This window comes from Photorhabdus temperata (genome assembly GCF_025384845.1).
GTDB lineage: Bacteria > Pseudomonadota > Gammaproteobacteria > Enterobacterales > Enterobacteriaceae > Photorhabdus > Photorhabdus temperata.
This window is the reverse complement of the sequence record NZ_JAJAFX010000023.1, coordinates 1-18,902: the sequence shown is the minus strand read 5'-3', so window position 1 is coordinate 18,902 and position 18,902 is coordinate 1. Positions and strand designations below refer to the sequence as shown.

The window sequence follows — 18,902 nt, the reverse complement described above, 5'->3', positions numbered from 1 at the left end:
AAAATATGTATATGATAACGATTATCAATATCATTTAAGTAAAGTCAAGATTATAAAATTCAGAAACAGAGATTATTATAATAGTCACTTCGTATGATATGAACATGAATAGAGTTAAAAGTTAAGTAAAATATTTTTGGGTTGTGAATGAAATTGTATATGCTGCGCTGTAGTAGATTTGATCCAGAGGATTAAAGGGTGAAATTAAGACTCAGCTTTGTGGCACTGATTGTGCTATTAGTCGGTTGTGCTGGAAGGAATACCCAGCAAACCAATATCGAAAAACAGCCAAGCCAGCAACGTATGCTCAGTGGCAGCGTTACTAACCTGGCTGGGTTTTCTTCTTTCCCGCCGACACCTTTTGATACATTTATTCAACAGGCATCCAATCGGTACGGTGTTGATGAAACGCTTATCAGGGCGATTATTCAAGTTGAATCAGGTTTTCGCCCCGATGCCATCAGTAAATCGAATGCAATTGGCCTTATGCAGATTAAAGCATCAACAGCAGGACGGGATGTGTATCGACAGAAAGGGCGTTCTGGTCAGCCGACAACCCGCGAGTTGAAAGATCCTAAAACCAATATTGATCTTGGCACTGCTTATATTAGTCTTCTAAAAGAGCAGCATTTGGCGGGTATTGATAATCCGGAGACGCTCTACTATGCCACTATCGTTGCTTACGTCAATGGTGCCGGCGCGCTCTTGCGTACGTTTAGTGCTGACCGCCAGTTAGCTGTTAATAAAATAAACCGGATGACACCGGATGAGTTTTATCGGCATGTCCAGGATAATCATCCGGCGCCTCAGGCGCCGCGCTATTTGTGGAAAGTGAAGAATGCTTACCGTTCATTGACCATGGCAGATTAAAGAGCTGATAATAATGGCTATTCCATTTCTAATGAGTTTTTCTGAAATATATATTTGATTATGATTACATTCAGTTAGAACTGGGAACCGCCATTACTGTTTACTCATGTTTCCTATAAGATTTTTTCAAGACTTGCATTGATTTCAATATCAAGCTGGCGATGCCTATTCTGCTTTGTAATAAGAGCAGAAATCGTGCTTTTTCGTCATTGCAATGATTGTATTATTGATACAGTGGGTTATTAAGGCTGTATGCCCTTTGGTTTTCTAACTAAACATAGCCGTGACCTGAATGTTTGTTGGTGGTATATTTTCGCGATGTTTCGGTATCAAAGGCAGTCACTTTTTACATTGTGTACCAATTTTAGTACCAAACTCTAAATGGATTGACTAGATAATAATTTAAATCGTTATTTTAGTTGAATATCAAACTCCTTCAAGTGACCTTTCGTGCGGGTCACCACTGTCGATAAGGATTTTAAATGCCTGTTATTACTCTTCCTGACGGTAGCCAACGTCAGTTTGATCGTGCCGTTTCTGTAATGGATGTTGCCTGTGATATTGGTCCAGGTTTAGCGAAAGCATGTATTGCTGGCCGCGTAGATGGTGAGCTGGTGGATACCTGTGAATTAATCGATTCTGATGCAAAACTGGCAATTATTACCAGTAAAGATGAGGACGGGCTGGAAATTATCCGCCATTCATGCGCACATCTGTTGGGCCATGCGATTAAGCAATTATGGCCAGATACTAAAATGGCCATCGGACCCGTTATTGATAATGGTTTCTACTATGATATCGATCTTGGCCGTGCCCTGACGCAGGAAGATATTGAGCTGCTTGAAAAACGTATGTTGGAGCTTGCCAAAAAAGACTATGACATCATCAAGAAAAAAGTGAGTTGGCAAGAAGCTCGTGATGCGTTCGTCGCCCGTGGTGAGGATTACAAAGTACAGATTTTGGATGACAACATTAGCCGTGATGATCGTCCTGGCCTGTATAATCATGAAGAATATGTTGACATGTGCCGTGGTCCACATGTGCCAAATATGCGTTTCTGTCATCATTTTAAATTGCAGAAAGTGGCAGGAGCATACTGGCGTGGGGACAGCAACAATAAAATGTTGCAACGGATATACGGTACTGCGTGGGCTGATAAGAAGCAGCTCAACACTTATCTGCAACGCTTGGAAGAAGCCGCTAAACGTGACCATCGTAAAATTGGTAAACAGCTGGATTTGTACCATATGCAGGAAGAAGCGCCGGGTATGGCGTTCTGGCATAACGATGGCTGGACTGTTTTCCGTGAGCTGGAAACTTTCGTACGTACTAAACTAAAAGAATATCAATATCAGGAAGTTAAAGGTCCATTTATGATGGACCGTGTGATGTGGGAAAGAACAGGTCACTGGGAAAACTATGGTGAGCATATGTTTACCACTTCCTCTGAGAACCGTGAATATTGCGTTAAACCAATGAACTGTCCAGGGCACATTCAGATTTTTAACCAAGGTTTAAAATCTTATCGTGACTTGCCCTTACGTATGGCTGAGTTCGGTAGTTGCCACCGTAATGAACCGTCAGGTGCATTACATGGCTTGATGCGTGTTCGTGGTTTTACTCAGGATGATGCCCATATCTTCTGTACAGAAGAGCAAATTCACCGGGAAGTGAGCAGCTGTATTAAGATGGTGTATGACGTTTACAGCACTTTTGGTTTTGAAAAAATCGTTGTTAAGCTGTCAACCCGTCCGGAAAAACGCATTGGTACTGAAGAACAGTGGAGTCAGGCCGAGGAAGCTTTGGCGGCAGCGCTGCAAGAAAACGGTGTTCAGTTTGAGTATCAGCCGGGTGAAGGCGCTTTTTATGGACCAAAAATTGAATTTACTTTGCATGATTGTTTGGATCGTGCGTGGCAATGTGGTACTGTGCAGCTTGACTTTTCACTACCGGGCCGTTTGAGTGCGTCCTACGTAGGTGAAAACAACGAACGTAAGGTTCCTGTAATGATTCACCGTGCGGTTCTGGGTTCACTGGAACGGTTTATCGGCATCCTGACTGAGGAATATGCGGGTTTCTTCCCGACATGGATTGCTCCACAGCAGGTCGTTGTGATGAATATCACAGATAGCCAGGCTGATTATGTACAGGAATTAGCAAAAAAACTTCAAGATGCCGGCATTCGTGCAAAAGCAGACTTGAGAAACGAGAAGATTGGTTTTAAAATCCGTGAACACACTCTGCGTCGTGTTCCTTACATGCTTGTTTGTGGTGAAAAAGAGGTCGAATCAGGAAAAGTTTCTGTTCGGACCCGCCGCGGTAAGGATTTAGGTAGCATTGATGTTAGCGAGTTCATCGAAAAACTGCTGATAGAAATACGCAGTCGTAATCTTCATCAATTGGAGGAATAAGGTATTAAAGGCGGAAAAAGAATTCAAACGGCGCGTCCTAATCGCATTAATGGAGAAATTCGCGCTTCTGAAGTTCGTTTAACAGGTTTAGATGGCGAACAGATTGGCATCGTCAGTCTGAGAGAAGCTCTTGAAAAAGCTGAGGAAGCGGGTGTTGATTTAGTTGAAATCAGCCCGAATGCCGAGCCGCCGGTTTGCCGTATCATGGATTACGGCAAGTTCCTCTATGAGAAGAGTAAGTCAATCAAAGAACAGAAGAAGAAACAAAAGGTTATTCAGGTTAAGGAAATTAAATTCCGTCCTGGTACAGATGAAGGCGACTATCAGGTCAAACTACGCAACCTGGTTCGTTTTCTGGAAGATGGCGATAAAGCCAAAATCACCCTGCGTTTTCGTGGGCGTGAAATGGCGCACCAACAGATTGGTGTCGAAATGCTTAACCGTATTCGCGACGATCTGGATGAACTGGCAGTGGTCGAATCCTTCCCATCGAAGATTGAAGGCCGTCAGATGATAATGGTGCTCGCTCCTAAGAAGAAATAGTCAGGCAATCAAGTAATAAGCTCCAGTCGGTTCGTCTGGTTGGGGCTTATTCGCCTTACTGATTCGTTGTAATTAACAATGCGAAGTGGAAATTAAAATGCCAAAGATTAAAACAGTACGCGGCGCCGCTAAACGCTTTAAAAAAACCGCAAGTGGTGGTTTTAAGCGTAAGCACGCTAACCTTCGTCACATTCTGACTAAGAAATCAACCAAGCGTAAACGTCATTTACGTCCAAAAGGCATGGTCTCCAAAGGTGATCTGGGCCTGGTTGTTGCTTGTCTGCCATACGCATAAGCAATTTTTTAGGTTAGAACTCAGAGACGATAGGAGAAGTATATGGCTCGCGTAAAACGTGGTGTTGTCGCCCGTGCACGTCACAAGAAAATTTTAAAGCAAGCGAAAGGTTACTATGGTGCCCGTTCGCGCGTTTACCGTGTTGCCTTCCAGGCAGTAATCAAAGCAGGGCAGTACGCTTACCGTGACCGTCGTCAGCGTAAACGTCAGTTCCGTCAACTGTGGATTGCACGTATCAACGCTGCTGCACGTCAGAATGGTCTGTCCTACAGCCGTTTCATTGATGGCCTGAAAAAGGCGTCTGTTGAAATCGACCGTAAGATCCTGGCTGACATTGCTGTGTTTGACAAAGTGGCATTTGCTGCTTTGGTTGAAAAAGCGAAGAGCGCTCTGGCATAAGTTAGAGTCGTTAAGAGGGGGAGCATGCTCCCTCTTTTACTTTGTTTGAAAATGTGGCTTACTAGAGCGTCGTTGTCAGAAAAAATATTTTTTCCGAGAGAACCAATATTATGCCTTTAGCTTTTTTTCGCTTCTTTTTTTACTTTAGCGCCTGAATTCAGGGGGCTTTGCGCGTAAGAAAAGAAACGAAAAGTAGCGCCTGAGCCTCCGTTGTGGAGGCTTTTTTGTTTTTATCACATAAAAACAGAAGCAGGTTTATAGAGAGTCATTAACGATCATTATTAGCAGGCCGTTAGGCCGAAGGAAGAGGAAAACGATGCCACATCTCGCTGAATTGGTTGCAAAAGCAAAAGCAGCCATAGAAGATGCCCAGGATGTTGCTGCGTTGGATTTGGTGCGTGTTGAATATTTAGGCAAAAAAGGCCATTTAACTCTCCAAATGTCATCGCTGCGTGATCTGCCGGTCGAAGAACGTCCAGCCGCCGGGGCGGTTATTAATCAGGCGAAGCAGGAAGTCCAGGAAGCTTTGAATGCCCGTAAAGAAAAACTGGAGACTGACCTCCTGAACTTCCGTTTAGCCGCAGAGAAGATTGATGTATCTCTGCCTGGTCGCCGTATGGAAAATGGTGGATTACACCCGGTTAACCGTACAATAGAGCGGATTGAAACTTTCTTTGGTGAATTAGGTTTTTCTGTAGAATCAGGTCCTGAAATTGAAGATGATTATCACAATTTCGATGCATTGAATATTCCTGCCCACCATCCTGCACGCGCTGATCATGACACTTTTTGGTTTGATGCCAAACGTCTGCTGCGTACTCAGACTTCCGGTGTTCAGGTCCGGACTATGCATAACCAACAGCCGCCAATTCGTGTCATTGCACCTGGTCGTGTATATCGTAATGACTACGACCAGACACATACGCCCATGTTCCATCAAGTGGAAGGTTTGATTATTGATCGTGACATCAGTTTTACCAACCTGAAAGGGACATTGCACGATTTCCTGACTAATTTCTTTGAAGAAGACTTGCAGGTTCGTTTCCGTCCTTCTTACTTTCCATTTACAGAACCTTCGGCGGAAGTTGACGTAATGGGTAAAAACGGCAAATGGCTGGAAGTGTTGGGTTGCGGTATGGTTCATCCTAATGTGTTGAATAATGTTGGCCTTGATCCTGAAATTTATTCTGGTTTTGCTTTTGGCATGGGGGTGGAACGCCTGACAATGTTACGTTACGGTGTAACTGACTTGCGTGCGTTCTTCGAAAATGATTTGCGTTTTCTCAAACAGTTTAAATAAGGCGGGAATATCTCATGAAATTCAGTGAACTCTGGTTGCGCGAGTGGGTAAACCCAGCCATTGGCAGTGAAGAATTGTCTGATCAAATCACTATGGTTGGTCTGGAAGTTGATGGCACTGAAGCTGTTGCTGGTCAATTCCATGGTGTGGTTATTGGTGAAGTTGTTGAATGTGGCCAGCATCCAAATGCGGATAAGTTGCGGGTTACAAAAGTGAATGTCGGTGGTGAGCGCTTATTGGCTATCGTTTGTGGCGCACCGAACTGCCGCTTGGGGTTGAAAGTTGCAGTCGCCACAGTGGGTGCTGTGCTGCCGGGTGATTTCAAAATCAAAGCGGCGAAACTACGTGGTGAGCCTTCGGAAGGAATGCTGTGTTCTTTCTCTGAACTGGGTATTTCTGAAGATCACGACGGTATTATTGAATTACCTATTGATGCGCCTTTAGGTGTTGATCTGCGTGAATATCTGAAGCTGGATGATAGCGTCATCGAGATCAGCATTACACCTAACCGTGCTGATTGCCTGAGTATTATGGGGGTTGCACGTGATGTGGCAGTCGCTAATAAAATGCCATTATCTGCACCGCAAATTGAGGCAATCAAGCCAACAACAGATGCTGTTTTTCCTATTCATGTTGAAGCAACAGAAGCTTGCCCTCGTTACTTGGGGCGGATAATCGAAAAAATCAATGTGAAAGCGACAACGCCATTGTGGATGCGTGAAAAACTGCGTCGTGGTGGTGTCCGCTCTATCGACCCAATTGTCGATGTGACTAACTATGTGTTGCTTGAATTAGGTCAACCATTGCATGCGTTTGATTTAGAACGCTTAAAGGGTTCAATCATTGTGCGTATGGCGAAACCGGATGAAAAACTAGTTTTGCTGGATGGCACAGAAGCCAAGCTTTCTGCTGATACTCTTGTTATTTCTGATGAAAAACAAGCCATTGCAATGGCGGGTATTTTTGGTGGCGAACATTCAGGTGTGAATGAAGAAACGCAAAATATTTTACTTGAGTGCGCGTTTTTTGCACCTTTGGCGATTGCTGGTCGTGCTCGTCGTTATGGTTTACATACTGACGCATCTCACCGCTATGAGCGCGGTGTTGATCCTCAGTTACAACACCAGGCAATAGAGAGAGCGACTCAACTGCTGATTGAGATTTGTGGTGGTGAAGCAGGCCCGATCATTGATATTACTGATGAATCTCAATTACCAAAATCTGCAACAATCACACTGCGCCGTGAAAAATTGGATCGTTTGATTGGTCACTGTGTGCCTGATGAGCAGGTTGGTGATATCTTGACCCGTTTAGGTTGTAAAGTCACTGTTCAGGAAAACTGTTGGCAGGCGATTGCACCAAGCTGGCGTTTTGACATGGAGATTGAAGAAGATCTGGTGGAAGAAGTTGCCCGTATTTACGGTTACAACAATATTCCAGATGTACCGATGCGTGCAGATCTCATCATGAAAAAACACCGCGAAGTGGATCTTTCCCTGAAACGTGTTAAAACCATGTTGGTTGACCGAGGTTATCAGGAAGCGATTACTTACAGCTTTGTTGATCCTAAAATTCAGGCATTGTTGCATCCACAGCAACGGGCATTGATGCTGCCTAACCCAATTTCAGCGGATATGTCTGCAATGCGTTTATCATTGCTGACGGGTTTGCTGACAACGGTGGTGTATAACCAAAATCGTCAGCAAAACCGTGTACGCCTGTTTGAAACCGGCTTGCGTTTTGTTCCTGATGAAAATGCGGAGCAGGGTATTCGCCAGGAGCTGATGCTAGGTGGTGTCATTACCGGCAATCGTTTTGAAGAGCATTGGTCATTGGAAAAACAATCTATCGATTTCTTCGATATGAAAGGCGATTTGGAAGCTGTGCTGGAATTAACCGGAAAATTATCTAAGATTTCTTTTAGAGCAGATGTAAATCCGGCGTTGCACCCAGGTCAAAGTGCCGGGATTTATCTGGAAAATGAATACATCGGATACATTGGTGTTGTCCATCCGGAATTAGAACGTAAACTTGATTTAAATGGTCGCACAGTGGTATTCGAAATACTCTGGAACAAGCTGTCAGGCCGCGTGGTTCCTGACGCGAGAGAGATTTCACGTTTCCCGGCAAACCGTCGTGATATCGCCATTGTGGTGCCTGAAAATGTTGCTGTAGAAGATGTTTTGGCAGAATGCAAGAAAGTTGGCGTAAATCATATAGTTGGCATAAACTTGTTTGACGTGTATTGTGGTAAAGGTGTAGCAGAGGGTCACAAGAGCCTTGCTATAAGTTTTATCTTGCAGGATACCGCACGTACACTGGAAGAAGAAGAGATTGCTGCAACTATTAATAAATGTGTTGCAGTACTGAAACAGCGATTCCAAGCATCCTTGAGGGACTGAACCTATGGCGCTTACTAAAGCTGAAATGTCAGAAAATCTGTTTGAGAAACTGGGAATTAGCAAGCGTGATGCTAAAGATCTGGTTGAATTATTCTTTGAAGAAGTGCGTCGTTCTTTGGAGAATGGTGAGCAGGTAAAATTGTCTGGATTTGGCAACTTTGATTTACGGGATAAAAACCAACGTCCGGGGCGTAATCCTAAGACAGGTGAAGATATTCCGATTACTGCTCGCCGAGTAGTGACATTCCGCCCTGGTCAGAAGTTAAAAAGCAGGGTTGAGAAAGCCACACCTAAGGAATAATCAAAAAGGCCGCATTAATAGCGGCCTTTTTCTTATAAAAATCCTCTCTTATGAGCTGATTTCCAATGCAACCCACCTATTCCATTGCTGAATTAGTGATTCGTCAGAAAAGGCGTGATTATCGCTTTCTGACAATTCTAACTTGTTTATTTTTATTTGTTTTTTTTCTCTCACTGTGTGCTGGGGAAAATTGGATATGGCCTGATAAATGGTTTTCTGAAACGGGTCAATTGTTTGTGTGGCAGCTGCGTTTTCCTCGTGTTCTGGCTGTCGTTGCGGTAGGCGCAAGCCTGACTGTGGCGGGTGCGGTGATGCAGGCGCTGTTTGAAAACCCGCTGGCTGAACCGGGATTATTGGGGATCAGTAATGGCGCCAGCGTAGTGGTTGTGTTTTTGGTGCTGATGTTTCACGGTATTACGCCATTCTGGTTGTTGAGCATTGGCGCTGTGCTGGGCGCGCTCACTGTCACCATGATATTACTGACCTTTTCAAGAAAGCGTCATCTGAATAATGCCCGTTTGTTATTGGTGGGTGTCGCTTTCGGTGTTGTCTCTGGTGCATTGATGACATGGATGGTTTATTTTAGCACCAGTCTGGACTTGCGCCAGCTAATGTACTGGATGATGGGCAGTTTCAGTGGGATAGACTGGCGACAGCAATGGTTGGTTGTTGCTTTGTTTCCTTTAATCATTTGGTTGAGCAGTCAAGGAAAAGTACTTAATTTTCTTTCACTGGGAGAAACAACATCTCAGCAGTTGGGTATTTCACTTTATCGCTGGCGTAATCTATTTGTCTGCGCGATTGGATTGCTGGTGGGGTTAAGTGTTGCACTTGCTGGAACAATCAGCTTTATTGGTTTGGTGATCCCACATATTTTGCGTTTGTGTGGTTTGACAGATTATAAAACACTACTGCCTGCCTGTGTTCTGGCAGGCGGCTATGGATTATTGCTGGCTGATTTACTTTCCCGCCTTAGCCTGACGAATGCAGAAGTACCGATTGGCGTTGTGACTGCAACATTAGGAGCACCGGTATTCATCTGGTTATTGTTAAAAGTCAGAGACTGGAGTTAAGAAAGTGAATGATGTGCAAATCACTAGCCAGTTGATGACTCTCCGGCAAATCTCAGTACAAAACCGATTAATGCCGCTGACAGCCTCAATACACCAAGGTGAACAAATCCATCTCATTGGGTCGAATGGTTCAGGGAAAAGTACGTTATTGGCCTGTATGGCAGGTATTTTGCCGTATAGTGGTGAAATTGATTTGCAACAAAAATGCCTGAGTCAATATAGCCACGGTGAATTAGCACGGCACAGAGCATGGCTCAGCCAGCAAATTTCTTCTGTACCCATAATGCCGGTTTTTCAATATCTGCAACTGCACTTGATGCACCATCGGGTTAATTGTGACGATGTGCTGTCAGAACTCTGTGTTTATTTTAAATTGGGAATGCTGCTGGAGACACCGGTAGGAAATTTATCTGGTGGTGAATGGCAAAGGGTGCGGTTAACCGGGGTTTTTTTACAGGTTTGGCCATCAGTTAATTCGAAAGGTAAATTATTACTCCTGGATGAACCTGCAAATAACCTTGATATCACTCAGGTGGCAGCACTTGATCTGTTAGTAAAGAAATTCTGTGCACTCGGTGGAACCGTTATCATGAGCGGCCATGATCTTAATCACAGTTATGATAAAGCTGATCGGATCTGGTTGCTTGCCAATGGTCGATTGGTTGCGGATGGAAAACCGGATGAGGTAATGAAAGAAAATACGCTTTCCAGCGTTTTTGCGGCTGATATCAAATGCGTGTCAGAGAAAAGGCATAAATATTGGCGAGTTTTTTTGCCTTGATCATAGTTCAGTCAGGGTAAACCTATTGTAATTTTCACTTAATTTACTAAATCATACCTGCGTTGATGATTCGTTAAAATACAGTCATCTAATATATCATCATACTATGAATGAATTGGACTGTTTTTTATGGATCGTTTTCTGCCATTTTCCCGTCCTGCCATAGGTGATGAAGAAATTCAGGCGGTAGAGAAAGTTCTTCGTTCGGGCTGGATTACAACGGGCCCGCAAAATCATCAATTGGAACAGGACTTCTGCCGTATGTTTGGTTGTAAACATGCGGTTGCCTTAGCTTCTGCAACGGCAGGTATGCACCTGACATTAATGGCGTTGGGTATTGGTCCTGGTGACGAAGTTATTACGCCGTCTCAAACTTGGGTTTCCACAATAAATATGATCTGTCTGCTTGGTGCCGAGCCGATCATGATTGATGTCGATCGCAATACCTTAATGGTCGAAGCAGAAACCGTAAAGGAAGCAATTACTTCCAGAACCAAAGCGATTATCCCTGTTCATTATGCTGGGGCTCCCTGTGATTTGGATGCACTGCGTGTCATTGCTCAGGATGCCGGTATTCCGTTGATTGAAGATGCGGCTCATGCAATAGGGACTCGTTATAAAAATGAGTGGGTTGGTGAGCATGGTACGGCTATTTTCTCTTTTCATGCCATAAAAAATGTCACCTGTGCGGAAGGTGGTTTAATTGTTACTGATAATAATGAACTTGCTGAACGAATCCGGTGTCTAAAGTTTCATGGATTGGGTGTTGATGCTTTTGATCGTCAAATTCAGGGCAGGAAACAGCAGGCGGAAGTTGTAGAACCGGGTTACAAATATAATTTATCTGATATTCATGCTGCGATTGCTGTTGTGCAATTAAGTAAATTGGAATCAATGAATGCTCGCCGTCGGCAAATTGTAGCCCGTTATTCAGCGGCATTAAAAAATTTGCCATTGCAGATGCTAAGTGTACCCGATTATGAACATTTACATGCACATCATCTGTTTATGGTGCGGATTAATAAGGAAATCTGTGGTATTGACCGCGACACATTAATGGAACGTCTAAAGGAAAAAAATATCGGCACAGGTTTGCATTTCAGAGCCGCACATACGCAAAAATATTATCGGGAACGTTACCCGCAATTGTCGCTGCCTGAGTCAGAATGGAATTCAGCAACGCTTTGTTCATTACCACTTTTCCCTGATATGAGTGATGACGATGTGGACTGTGTAATTGATGCTTTACAAGAAATTATTTCGGAGTGCAGATAAGTGTCCTTTGAACAAATTAAGAAAGTTTCTGTTGTTATTCCAGTTTATAACGAAGAGGAAAGTTTACCTCTTTTACTGGAAAGAACCTTGGCAGCTTGTAAACAATTGACTCAGGAATATGAGCTCATTCTCGTTGATGATGGCAGTAGTGATAAATCTGCGGAAATTCTGATTCAGGCAGCGGAACAACCTGAAAATAATATTATTGCAATTCTGCTTAATCGTAATTACGGCCAGCATTCAGCAATCATGGCGGGTTTTAATCAGGTCAATGGCGATCTGGTTATTACGCTTGATGCAGATTTACAGAATCCGCCAGAAGAGATCCCCCGTCTGGTTAAAACCGCAGAACAGGGTTATGACGTTGTGGGTACCCGCCGGGCTAACCGGCAGGATTCCCTGTTTCGTAAAACCGCTTCAAAAATCATCAACGCGATGATTACTAAGGCAACAGGCCGTTCTATGGGGGATTATGGCTGTATGCTTCGTGCTTATCGCCGTCACATTATTGAAGCTATGTTGCAGTGCCATGAGCGCAGCACCTTCATTCCTATTCTGGCAAACACCTTCGCCCGTAAAACGATAGAGATTGATGTCGCTCATGCAGAGCGTGAATTTGGTGATTCCAAATACAACTTCATGAAGCTGATTAACCTGATGTATGACCTGCTTACCTGCCTGACAACGGCACCACTGCGTTTGTTGAGCGTAGTCGGGAGTGTCATTGCAGTTTCAGGTTTTTTACTGGCGGTACTGCTGATAACTTTACGTCTGATTTTCGGTTCTATTTGGGCAGCAGAAGGGGTGTTTACCCTGTTTGCCATCCTTTTCATGTTTATTGGCGCACAGTTCGTCGCAATGGGCTTATTAGGTGAATACATAGGCCGTATTTATAACGATGTCCGTGCGCGCCCACGTTATTTTATTCAAAAAGTGGTCGGAAATAAAAAGACCAACGACAACTCAGAAAACCAGGAAGAATACTAAATGAAAGCAATTATCTTTGCCTATCATGATATCGGCTGTGTCGGGATCAATGCCTTAACTAAAGCTGGCTTTGATATTCAGGCGGTATTTACCCATACAGATAATCCTACTGAAAACCATTTTTTCTCTTCTGTTGCCCGTTTGAGTGCAGATTTGGCGCTTCCGGTTTTTGCACCAGAGAACGTTAACCATCCACTTTGGATTGAACGTATCCGGGAAATGAAGCCTGACGTGATCTTCTCTTTTTATTACCGGGACATGTTGAGCGAAGATATCTTATCGCTGGCGAGCGCAGGCGCATTTAATCTGCATGGTTCTCTGTTGCCAAAATACCGTGGCCGTGCCCCTATTAACTGGGCGATTTTGCATGGTGAAACAGAAACGGGTGTTACCCTGCATAAAATGGTATTGAAACCTGATGCAGGGGATATTGTTGCTCAACATAAAGTTGCTATTGCAAAAACAGATACTTCGTTGATTCTACACGGTAAAATGCGTGAAGCGGCGGAAAAACTGCTTGATCAAGTATTACCGCAGATCAAAGCGGGAACTTACACTGCAACACCGCAGGATGAGAAGCAGGCAACTTACTTTGGTCGCCGTACTGCCGCTGATGGCGAAATTGATTGGAACAAATCAGCCACTGAAATCAACAACCTGATAAAGGCTGTGACAGAACCTTATCCTGGCGCATTTACTTTCCTGGGTGATCGCAAGATGACTATTTGGCAGGCTTCCGTGCTGAATAAAACGCATAACAAACAGCCAGGTACTATATTATCTGTAGCTCCGCTGATTATTGCCTGTGGTCAAGGTGCGCTGGAAATTATGAGTGGGCAGAATGAATCCGGTCTGTATGTTCAGGGGACGCGTCTGGCGGCGGATATGAGCATTGTGACTGATATACGTGTCGGCCCAAAGGCAACCTCTCAAATTAGCCACCGTAAGCGTGTCTTAATTCTGGGTGTGAACGGTTTTATCGGTAATCATCTGACAGAGCGCCTGTTGCGTGATGGCAACTATGATATCTACGGTATGGATATCGGTTCTGCTGCTATTGAACGTTTTATCGGTAATCCGCGTTTTCACTTCATTGAAGGTGATGTCAGCATCCATACTGAGTGGATCGAGTATCACATCAAGAAATGTGATGTGGTTCTGCCGCTGGTGGCTATTGCAACCCCAATTGAATATACCCGCAATCCACTGCGCGTATTTGAACTGGATTTCGAAGAGAATCTAAAGATTGTTCGTTATTGTGTTAAATACAATAAACGGATTATTTTCCCGTCCACATCAGAAGTTTACGGAATGTGTGATGATAAAGAGTTTGATGAAGATGATTCTCGTCTGATTGTTGGTCCGATTAACAAACAGCGCTGGATCTATTCTGTATCCAAACAATTATTGGATCGTGTTATCTGGGCATATGGTGAGAAAGAAGGGCTTAAATTCACGCTATTTCGTCCATTTAATTGGATGGGGCCACGTTTGGATAACCTGAACTCTGCGCGTATTGGCAGTTCCAGAGCAATTACACAACTGATATTGAACTTAGTTGAAGGTTCACCGATCAAACTGGTAGATGGTGGTGAACAGAAACGCTGCTTTACTGATATTAATGATGGTATTGAAGCGCTATTCCGGATTATTGAAAACCGTGATGGATTGTGTGATGGTCAAATTGTCAATATTGGTAATCCAACTAACGAAGCCAGTATTCGCCAGTTAGCAGAAATGTTACTTGATAGCTTTGAAAATCATGAGTTGAGAGGCCATTTTCCGCCGTTTGCCGGATTCAAAAAGATTGAAAGCGGAAGTTACTACGGTAAAGGTTATCAGGATGTTGAACACCGTAAGCCCAGCATTAAAAATGCGGAACGGCTGCTGGGTTGGAAACCAACCATTGAGATGAAACAGACGATCAATGAAACATTGGATTTCTTCCTGCGTGGTGAAGTGGAAGAATTAGGGAAAAGTGCATGAAACAAGTTGGCTTGAGAATTGATGTGGACACCTATCGAGGAACCGTTGAAGGGGTACCGCAGTTGCTTAAAATCTTGGCGAAGCATCAGATTCAGGCCAGTTTTTTCTTCAGTGTCGGGCCGGATAATATGGGACGCCATTTATGGCGTCTTTTACGGCCGAAATTCTTATGGAAAATGTTGAGATCAAATGCGGCATCTTTATATGGTCTTGATATCTTACTGGCGGGTACTGCATGGCCGGGTAAGAAGATAGCCAGGGACTTAGGCTATCTGATGAAGCAAACGCTGGATGCAGGCCATGAAGTTGGCTTGCATGCATGGGATCATCAGGGTTGGCAGGCGAAAGTTGGCCGCTGGTCTGAAGCTCAGTTAACCGAGCAGGTTAAACTGGGCGTGGAGGCTTTGGTACAGGCAACGGGTCAACGGGTAACGTGTTCCGCTGTTGCTGGCTGGCGGGCAGATGAACGCGTACTTGCAGTAAAGCAGCGGTTTGGTTTTGATTACAACAGTGATTGCCGGGGGACCCATCCATTCCGGCCCATTTTACCGGATGGTACTATTGGCACTGTGCAAATTCCGGTGACGTTGCCAACTTATGATGAAGTGATAGGAATTCAGGTTAAAGATGAAGATTTTAACCGGTTTATCCTTGATGAAATAAAAAACAACCAGGGAGTCCCGGTATATACCATCCATACGGAAGTGGAAGGGATGTCTAAATCCACAGAATTTGAAGCTCTGCTGGAAATGGCTCACTGGGAAAACATACAATTTTGTGCATTGAGTCATCTGCTGCCTGAAAATATACAGCGAATTCCTGTGGGAAGAATTGTTCGTTCTGAATTTCCTGGCAGAGAAGGGTGGTTGGGATGCCAACAAGAGGTTTAACTTATCTATGTTAAATAACCGGGCGTGTAAAGTAGGGGCCTTTTTGATGGCTCTTTTTTTTGTCCTTACTTATTTATTACCCCTTAATGGTCGTCTGTTATGGCAACCAGACGAAACCCGTTATGCAGAAATTAGTCGTGAAATGCTGCAACGGGGAGATTGGATTGTTCCATATTTACTGGATATTCGTTATTTTGAAAAGCCGGTAGCGGGTTATTGGATTAATAATATCAGCCAATGGATTTTTGGTGATAATAACTTTGCTGTCCGCTTTGGATCAGTTTTCTGTATTTTCATCAGTGCAATTTTGTTATATCGGCTTGCTATGATGATGTGGCAGGACCGGCATATTGCTTTTGCTACCAGTCTGATTTATATCTCAACGTTTCTGGTCTTGGCGATTGGCACTTATAGCGTGCTTGATCCGATGTTCTCTTTGTGGGTGACTGCGGCCATGGTGTGCAGTTTCTGGGCATTAAAAGCAGATTGTACCTGGCAGCGGATTATAGCATATCTGGTGCTTGGTTTGTGTTGTGGTATGGGATTTATGACGAAAGGGTTTCTGGCCTTGGCCGTTCCGGTGATTGCTATGTTGCCGGTTGTCATTTATCAGAAACGGGTCTGGCAAATAATATGCTTTGGTCCGCTTGCCATTATTTCCGCGATAGCAATCAGTTTACCGTGGGTTATTGCGGTTGCCCTGCGTGAGCCTGATTATTGGCACTATTTCTTCTGGATTGAACATGTTAAGCGTTTCTCAGCCGATGATGCCCAACATATAGCACCATTCTGGTATTATATCCCGATTCTGATTCTTGGTGTGATCCCGTGGCTTGGATTATTGCCTGGGGCTGTGATTAAAAGCTGGAAAGAGAGAAAATCTCATCCTGAAATGTTTTTCCTGCTTTGCTGGTTTGCGGTGCCATTACTGTTTTTCAGTATTGCAAAAGGAAAACTGCCGACTTACATCTTGCCCTGTATGGCGCCATTGGCAATGATGATGGCTAAATTTGGCGTAGATTGCGTAAAAAATGGTAAGATGAAGTTATTGAAGATCAATGGAATGGTTAACGTATTCATTGGTCTGTTGGCGGTAATAGCTTTGTTTGCTATGGAAGCAGTGACAAAACACGCTTTATACCAGCCATCAGAATGGCTTAAATGGGTTTTAGCTATTGTTGCCTTTGGGATCTGGGCAATTATTGGCTATCTGTGTTTCATGCTGAATGGGAAATATTGGTTGTGGGCGGCATTTTGCTCTATTGTTGTCAGTCTGACGATTGGTAGTGCTTTGCCTGAAAATATCATTAACTCCAAATTGCCTCAGCGTTTTATTAACCTGCATCGTCAGGAGCTTGCAGACAGTCGATATATTGTATCGGAAAGTGTTGGTCTTGCGACTAGTGCTGCATGGGAGATGAAACGCAATGATATTTATATGCTTGAGCGTTTTGGTGAACTGGAATATGGTTTGAATTATCCGGATAGCCGATACCGGCATATTAGTGATAAAGATTTTCCGCAATGGCTGGAAAAGGCCCGTAAAGAAGGCCGGGTATCAGTACTTTTTCATTTGTATAAAAATGAAGAATTACCTGATTTACCAAAAGCAGATCAAGTCAGCCGTAATTACCGCTTCGTTATTATGGTCTATGAGAAACGCCCATGATAAGTTTTGCTTTGTTGTTGCTGGTCAGCCTGATGACATGTGCTGGTCAGCTATGTCAGAAACAGGCTGTGATATGCTGGCAGAGTGATGCCGATAACAAGAAAGCATTAGCGCTGAAATGGTTGGTAGGGGCAGTGATTCTGTTAGCTGTCGGGATGTTATTTTGGCTGCGTTTGTTACAGATATTGCCGTTGGGAATAGCTTATCCCATGTTGAGTATCAATTTTATTATGGTTACTTTGGCGGGGAAATTTCTTTATCAGGAAAAAGTAGACAGAAAGCATTGGAGTGGGGTTACTTGTATTATGTTGGGAATTTTGTTGATGAGCCTGAATGAATGAAAGGTTATATTTGGGGATTAGCCAGCGTATTATTGGTGACAATAGCACAGCTATTACTGAAATGGGGCGTTGTAAATTTGCCGGCATTGAACCTTGGCTTGCATTGGTTTGATCTTGGGTGGCTATGGGATAATCGCCATTCTCTCGTGACGATAATGGCTGGTCTGGCTGGGTATCTGTTATCTATGCTATGTTGGTTATTTGCGCTGAAATATTTACCATTAAATAAAGCTTATCCGTTAATAAGCCTGAGTTATGTATTTGTTTATTTCATGGCGGCTTTATTGCCCTGGTTTAATGAAACAGTCACCTTGTTGAAAACAGTAGGTGTAATTTTCATTTTATTTGGTATCTGGTTGATTAGCCGTCCAGAACGGATGACAAAATAAATACTTAGCTCTTCTGCTTGCAAGACAGCCTTGTTTTTTGATTGGGGTCTGGATAAAGTTAGCGTATTTTGCGGGTTCTGTGGGGTGAGGTTGATGACAATAAGAATAAAAGAGCTGTTGTTGTTATTCAGCCTATTACTCATTGGTTGTTCCAGCCATACCCCCAGAACTCAGGCTCCTGCGTTAAAAACGGCGCTTTCTGATCCCATCATGGTGATTGCTCAACTTAAAGAGCAGCTTAATCAATGGTACGGCACACCCTATCATTATGGTGGGATGGATCGTAAGGGAGTCGATTGCTCTGGTTTTGTTTACCGTACATTTAGTGATCGGTTTGATATTCAATTACCTCGTACTACCCGTGGGCAAATAGGGTTAGGAACCCGCATTGATAAGGATGATTTAATGCCGGGTGATTTAGTTTTTTTTAAAACAGGCAGTAGTGAACATGGGTTACATGTTGGTATTTATGATGCCAACAATGAATTTATTCATGCATCAACCCATAAAGGTGTAACCCGTTCATCTATGAATAATGTTTACTGGAGAAAAGCTTTTTGGCAAGCTCGTAGGATTTAACGGAAAAACAGGTAAAAACTTTAATCAGCAAAGGTAAAACAGTGATTAAGGGTTTTTTAAAGTGGGTAAAAATTCGATGTTATATTGACATTAAAATATCAGGAAAAACAGGTTTTAAATTGATTAACAAGGTAACAAAGTTAACCAAATAATAAAAATATGAAATTGTGTTAAAATATTTAATAGGGTTAACCGCATAGTGAAAAAGAACAATAATGTTTAGTAGTATTAAAAACGATTAAAGAAATGCTGTGAGGTCGGTTACTGAACCGTAATGTCTGTATATGCTTTGATGTTTATTTACGCCAGCCTGTTTGCTAACATCAGTTTTCAAGTGTGATTTGATTATCCGAAACAAAATTTTAAATAAAAGGCTTTTAACTTTTTAAAAAGAGATTTATTTTACATTTG

General features: G+C 43.3%; 19 protein-coding genes and 1 other annotated feature. All 19 genes read left to right on the top strand.

Going from position 1 to position 18,902, the window contains the following annotated elements:
- Positions 1–198: 198 nt before the first annotated feature.
- Positions 199–870: a transglycosylase SLT domain-containing protein gene (locus LGZ99_RS10645; protein WP_021324212.1), complete on the top strand. Its 672-nt coding sequence runs from the start codon at positions 199–201 to the stop codon at positions 868–870.
- A gap of 482 nt (positions 871–1,352) precedes the next feature.
- A complete protein-coding gene (gene thrS, locus LGZ99_RS10640; protein WP_023044037.1) occupies positions 1,353–3,281 on the top strand; it encodes a threonine--tRNA ligase in 1,929 nt (642 codons plus the stop codon).
- Between the two features lie 3 nt (positions 3,282–3,284).
- On the top strand, positions 3,285–3,824 hold the full coding sequence (gene infC / locus LGZ99_RS10635; protein WP_072008840.1) for a translation initiation factor IF-3: 540 nt from the start codon (positions 3,285–3,287) through the stop codon (positions 3,822–3,824).
- A gap of 97 nt (positions 3,825–3,921) precedes the next feature.
- Positions 3,922–4,119 carry a 50S ribosomal protein L35 gene (gene rpmI / locus LGZ99_RS10630; protein WP_006118955.1) on the top strand — a complete coding sequence of 66 codons (198 nt, stop codon included), beginning with the start codon at positions 3,922–3,924 and terminating at the stop codon, positions 4,117–4,119.
- Positions 4,120–4,161: 42 nt separating this feature from the next.
- Positions 4,162–4,518, top strand: a complete 357-nt coding sequence (gene rplT / locus LGZ99_RS10625; protein WP_021323015.1) for a 50S ribosomal protein L20 — start codon at positions 4,162–4,164, stop codon at positions 4,516–4,518.
- Positions 4,519–4,622: 104 nt separating this feature from the next.
- Positions 4,623–4,747: a sequence feature (Phe leader region), on the top strand.
- Positions 4,629–4,673 (top strand): pheST operon leader peptide PheM, encoded by a 45-nt coding sequence (pheM, locus tag LGZ99_RS24810; protein ID WP_133814189.1) that lies wholly within the window; start codon positions 4,629–4,631, stop codon positions 4,671–4,673. Its footprint overlaps the feature before it by 45 nt.
- Before the next feature lie 87 nt (positions 4,748–4,834).
- Positions 4,835–5,818, top strand: coding sequence for a phenylalanine--tRNA ligase subunit alpha (pheS, locus tag LGZ99_RS10620; RefSeq protein WP_021323016.1), 984 nt, complete (start codon positions 4,835–4,837; stop codon positions 5,816–5,818).
- Positions 5,819–5,832: 14 nt separating this feature from the next.
- Complete coding sequence (pheT, locus tag LGZ99_RS10615; protein WP_036837995.1) at positions 5,833–8,220, top strand: phenylalanine--tRNA ligase subunit beta; 2,388 nt, start codon at positions 5,833–5,835, stop codon at positions 8,218–8,220.
- Positions 8,221–8,224: 4 nt separating this feature from the next.
- On the top strand, positions 8,225–8,521 hold the full coding sequence (ihfA, locus tag LGZ99_RS10610; RefSeq protein WP_011146885.1) for an integration host factor subunit alpha: 297 nt from the start codon (positions 8,225–8,227) through the stop codon (positions 8,519–8,521).
- Positions 8,522–8,586: 65 nt separating this feature from the next.
- Positions 8,587–9,594, top strand: a complete 1,008-nt coding sequence (gene btuC / locus LGZ99_RS10605) for a vitamin B12 ABC transporter permease BtuC (RefSeq protein WP_023044034.1) — start codon at positions 8,587–8,589, stop codon at positions 9,592–9,594.
- Positions 9,595–9,598: 4 nt separating this feature from the next.
- Positions 9,599–10,375: a vitamin B12 ABC transporter ATP-binding protein BtuD gene (gene btuD, locus LGZ99_RS10600; protein WP_235184716.1), complete on the top strand. Its 777-nt coding sequence runs from the start codon at positions 9,599–9,601 to the stop codon at positions 10,373–10,375.
- Positions 10,376–10,504: 129 nt separating this feature from the next.
- A complete protein-coding gene (arnB, locus tag LGZ99_RS10595; protein WP_036837998.1) occupies positions 10,505–11,650 on the top strand; it encodes a UDP-4-amino-4-deoxy-L-arabinose aminotransferase in 1,146 nt (381 codons plus the stop codon).
- Positions 11,651–12,637, top strand: a complete 987-nt coding sequence (gene arnC / locus LGZ99_RS10590; RefSeq protein ID WP_021323020.1) for an undecaprenyl-phosphate 4-deoxy-4-formamido-L-arabinose transferase — start codon at positions 11,651–11,653, stop codon at positions 12,635–12,637.
- Positions 12,638–14,623, top strand: coding sequence for a bifunctional UDP-4-amino-4-deoxy-L-arabinose formyltransferase/UDP-glucuronic acid oxidase ArnA (gene arnA / locus LGZ99_RS10585; RefSeq protein WP_262979105.1), 1,986 nt, complete (start codon positions 12,638–12,640; stop codon positions 14,621–14,623).
- Entirely contained in the window at positions 14,620–15,513 is an 894-nt protein-coding gene (gene arnD, locus LGZ99_RS10580) for a 4-deoxy-4-formamido-L-arabinose-phosphoundecaprenol deformylase (protein WP_021323022.1), read from the top strand. The genes arnA and arnD overlap by 4 nt, the downstream gene beginning before the upstream one ends.
- A gap of 7 nt (positions 15,514–15,520) precedes the next feature.
- Positions 15,521–17,182, top strand: a complete 1,662-nt coding sequence (gene arnT / locus LGZ99_RS10575) for a lipid IV(A) 4-amino-4-deoxy-L-arabinosyltransferase (RefSeq protein ID WP_031280623.1) — start codon at positions 15,521–15,523, stop codon at positions 17,180–17,182.
- Entirely contained in the window at positions 17,179–17,523 is a 345-nt protein-coding gene (gene arnE, locus LGZ99_RS10570) for a 4-amino-4-deoxy-L-arabinose-phosphoundecaprenol flippase subunit ArnE (protein ID WP_021323024.1), read from the top strand. Before arnT ends, arnE begins: the two co-directional genes overlap by 4 nt.
- A complete protein-coding gene (gene arnF, locus LGZ99_RS10565; RefSeq protein ID WP_021323025.1) occupies positions 17,520–17,912 on the top strand; it encodes a 4-amino-4-deoxy-L-arabinose-phosphoundecaprenol flippase subunit ArnF in 393 nt (130 codons plus the stop codon). The genes arnE and arnF overlap by 4 nt, the downstream gene beginning before the upstream one ends.
- A gap of 93 nt (positions 17,913–18,005) precedes the next feature.
- Positions 18,006–18,491 carry a C40 family peptidase gene (locus LGZ99_RS10560; protein ID WP_036838001.1) on the top strand — a complete coding sequence of 162 codons (486 nt, stop codon included), beginning with the start codon at positions 18,006–18,008 and terminating at the stop codon, positions 18,489–18,491.
- Positions 18,492–18,902: the final 411 nt, after the last annotated feature.

Excerpts from the sequence above, each read along its gene's own strand:
- thrS (WP_023044037.1), top strand. The coding sequence starts at position 1,353 with ATGCCTGTTATTACTCTTCCTGACGGTAGCCAACGTCAGTTTGATCGT.
- rpmI (WP_006118955.1), top strand. The coding sequence starts at position 3,922 with ATGCCAAAGATTAAAACAGTACGCGGCGCCGCTAAACGCTTTAAAAAA.
- rplT (WP_021323015.1), top strand. The coding sequence starts at position 4,162 with ATGGCTCGCGTAAAACGTGGTGTTGTCGCCCGTGCACGTCACAAGAAA.
- pheS (WP_021323016.1), top strand. The coding sequence starts at position 4,835 with ATGCCACATCTCGCTGAATTGGTTGCAAAAGCAAAAGCAGCCATAGAA.
- pheT (WP_036837995.1), top strand. The coding sequence starts at position 5,833 with ATGAAATTCAGTGAACTCTGGTTGCGCGAGTGGGTAAACCCAGCCATT.
- ihfA (WP_011146885.1), top strand. The coding sequence starts at position 8,225 with ATGGCGCTTACTAAAGCTGAAATGTCAGAAAATCTGTTTGAGAAACTG.
- btuC (WP_023044034.1), top strand. The coding sequence starts at position 8,587 with ATGCAACCCACCTATTCCATTGCTGAATTAGTGATTCGTCAGAAAAGG.
- arnB (WP_036837998.1), top strand. The coding sequence starts at position 10,505 with ATGGATCGTTTTCTGCCATTTTCCCGTCCTGCCATAGGTGATGAAGAA.
- arnA (WP_262979105.1), top strand. The coding sequence starts at position 12,638 with ATGAAAGCAATTATCTTTGCCTATCATGATATCGGCTGTGTCGGGATC.
- arnD (WP_021323022.1), top strand. The coding sequence starts at position 14,620 with ATGAAACAAGTTGGCTTGAGAATTGATGTGGACACCTATCGAGGAACC.
- arnT (WP_031280623.1), top strand. The coding sequence starts at position 15,521 with ATGTTAAATAACCGGGCGTGTAAAGTAGGGGCCTTTTTGATGGCTCTT.
- arnE (WP_021323024.1), top strand. The coding sequence starts at position 17,179 with ATGATAAGTTTTGCTTTGTTGTTGCTGGTCAGCCTGATGACATGTGCT.
- arnF (WP_021323025.1), top strand. The coding sequence starts at position 17,520 with ATGAAAGGTTATATTTGGGGATTAGCCAGCGTATTATTGGTGACAATA.
- LGZ99_RS10560 (WP_036838001.1), top strand. The coding sequence starts at position 18,006 with ATGACAATAAGAATAAAAGAGCTGTTGTTGTTATTCAGCCTATTACTC.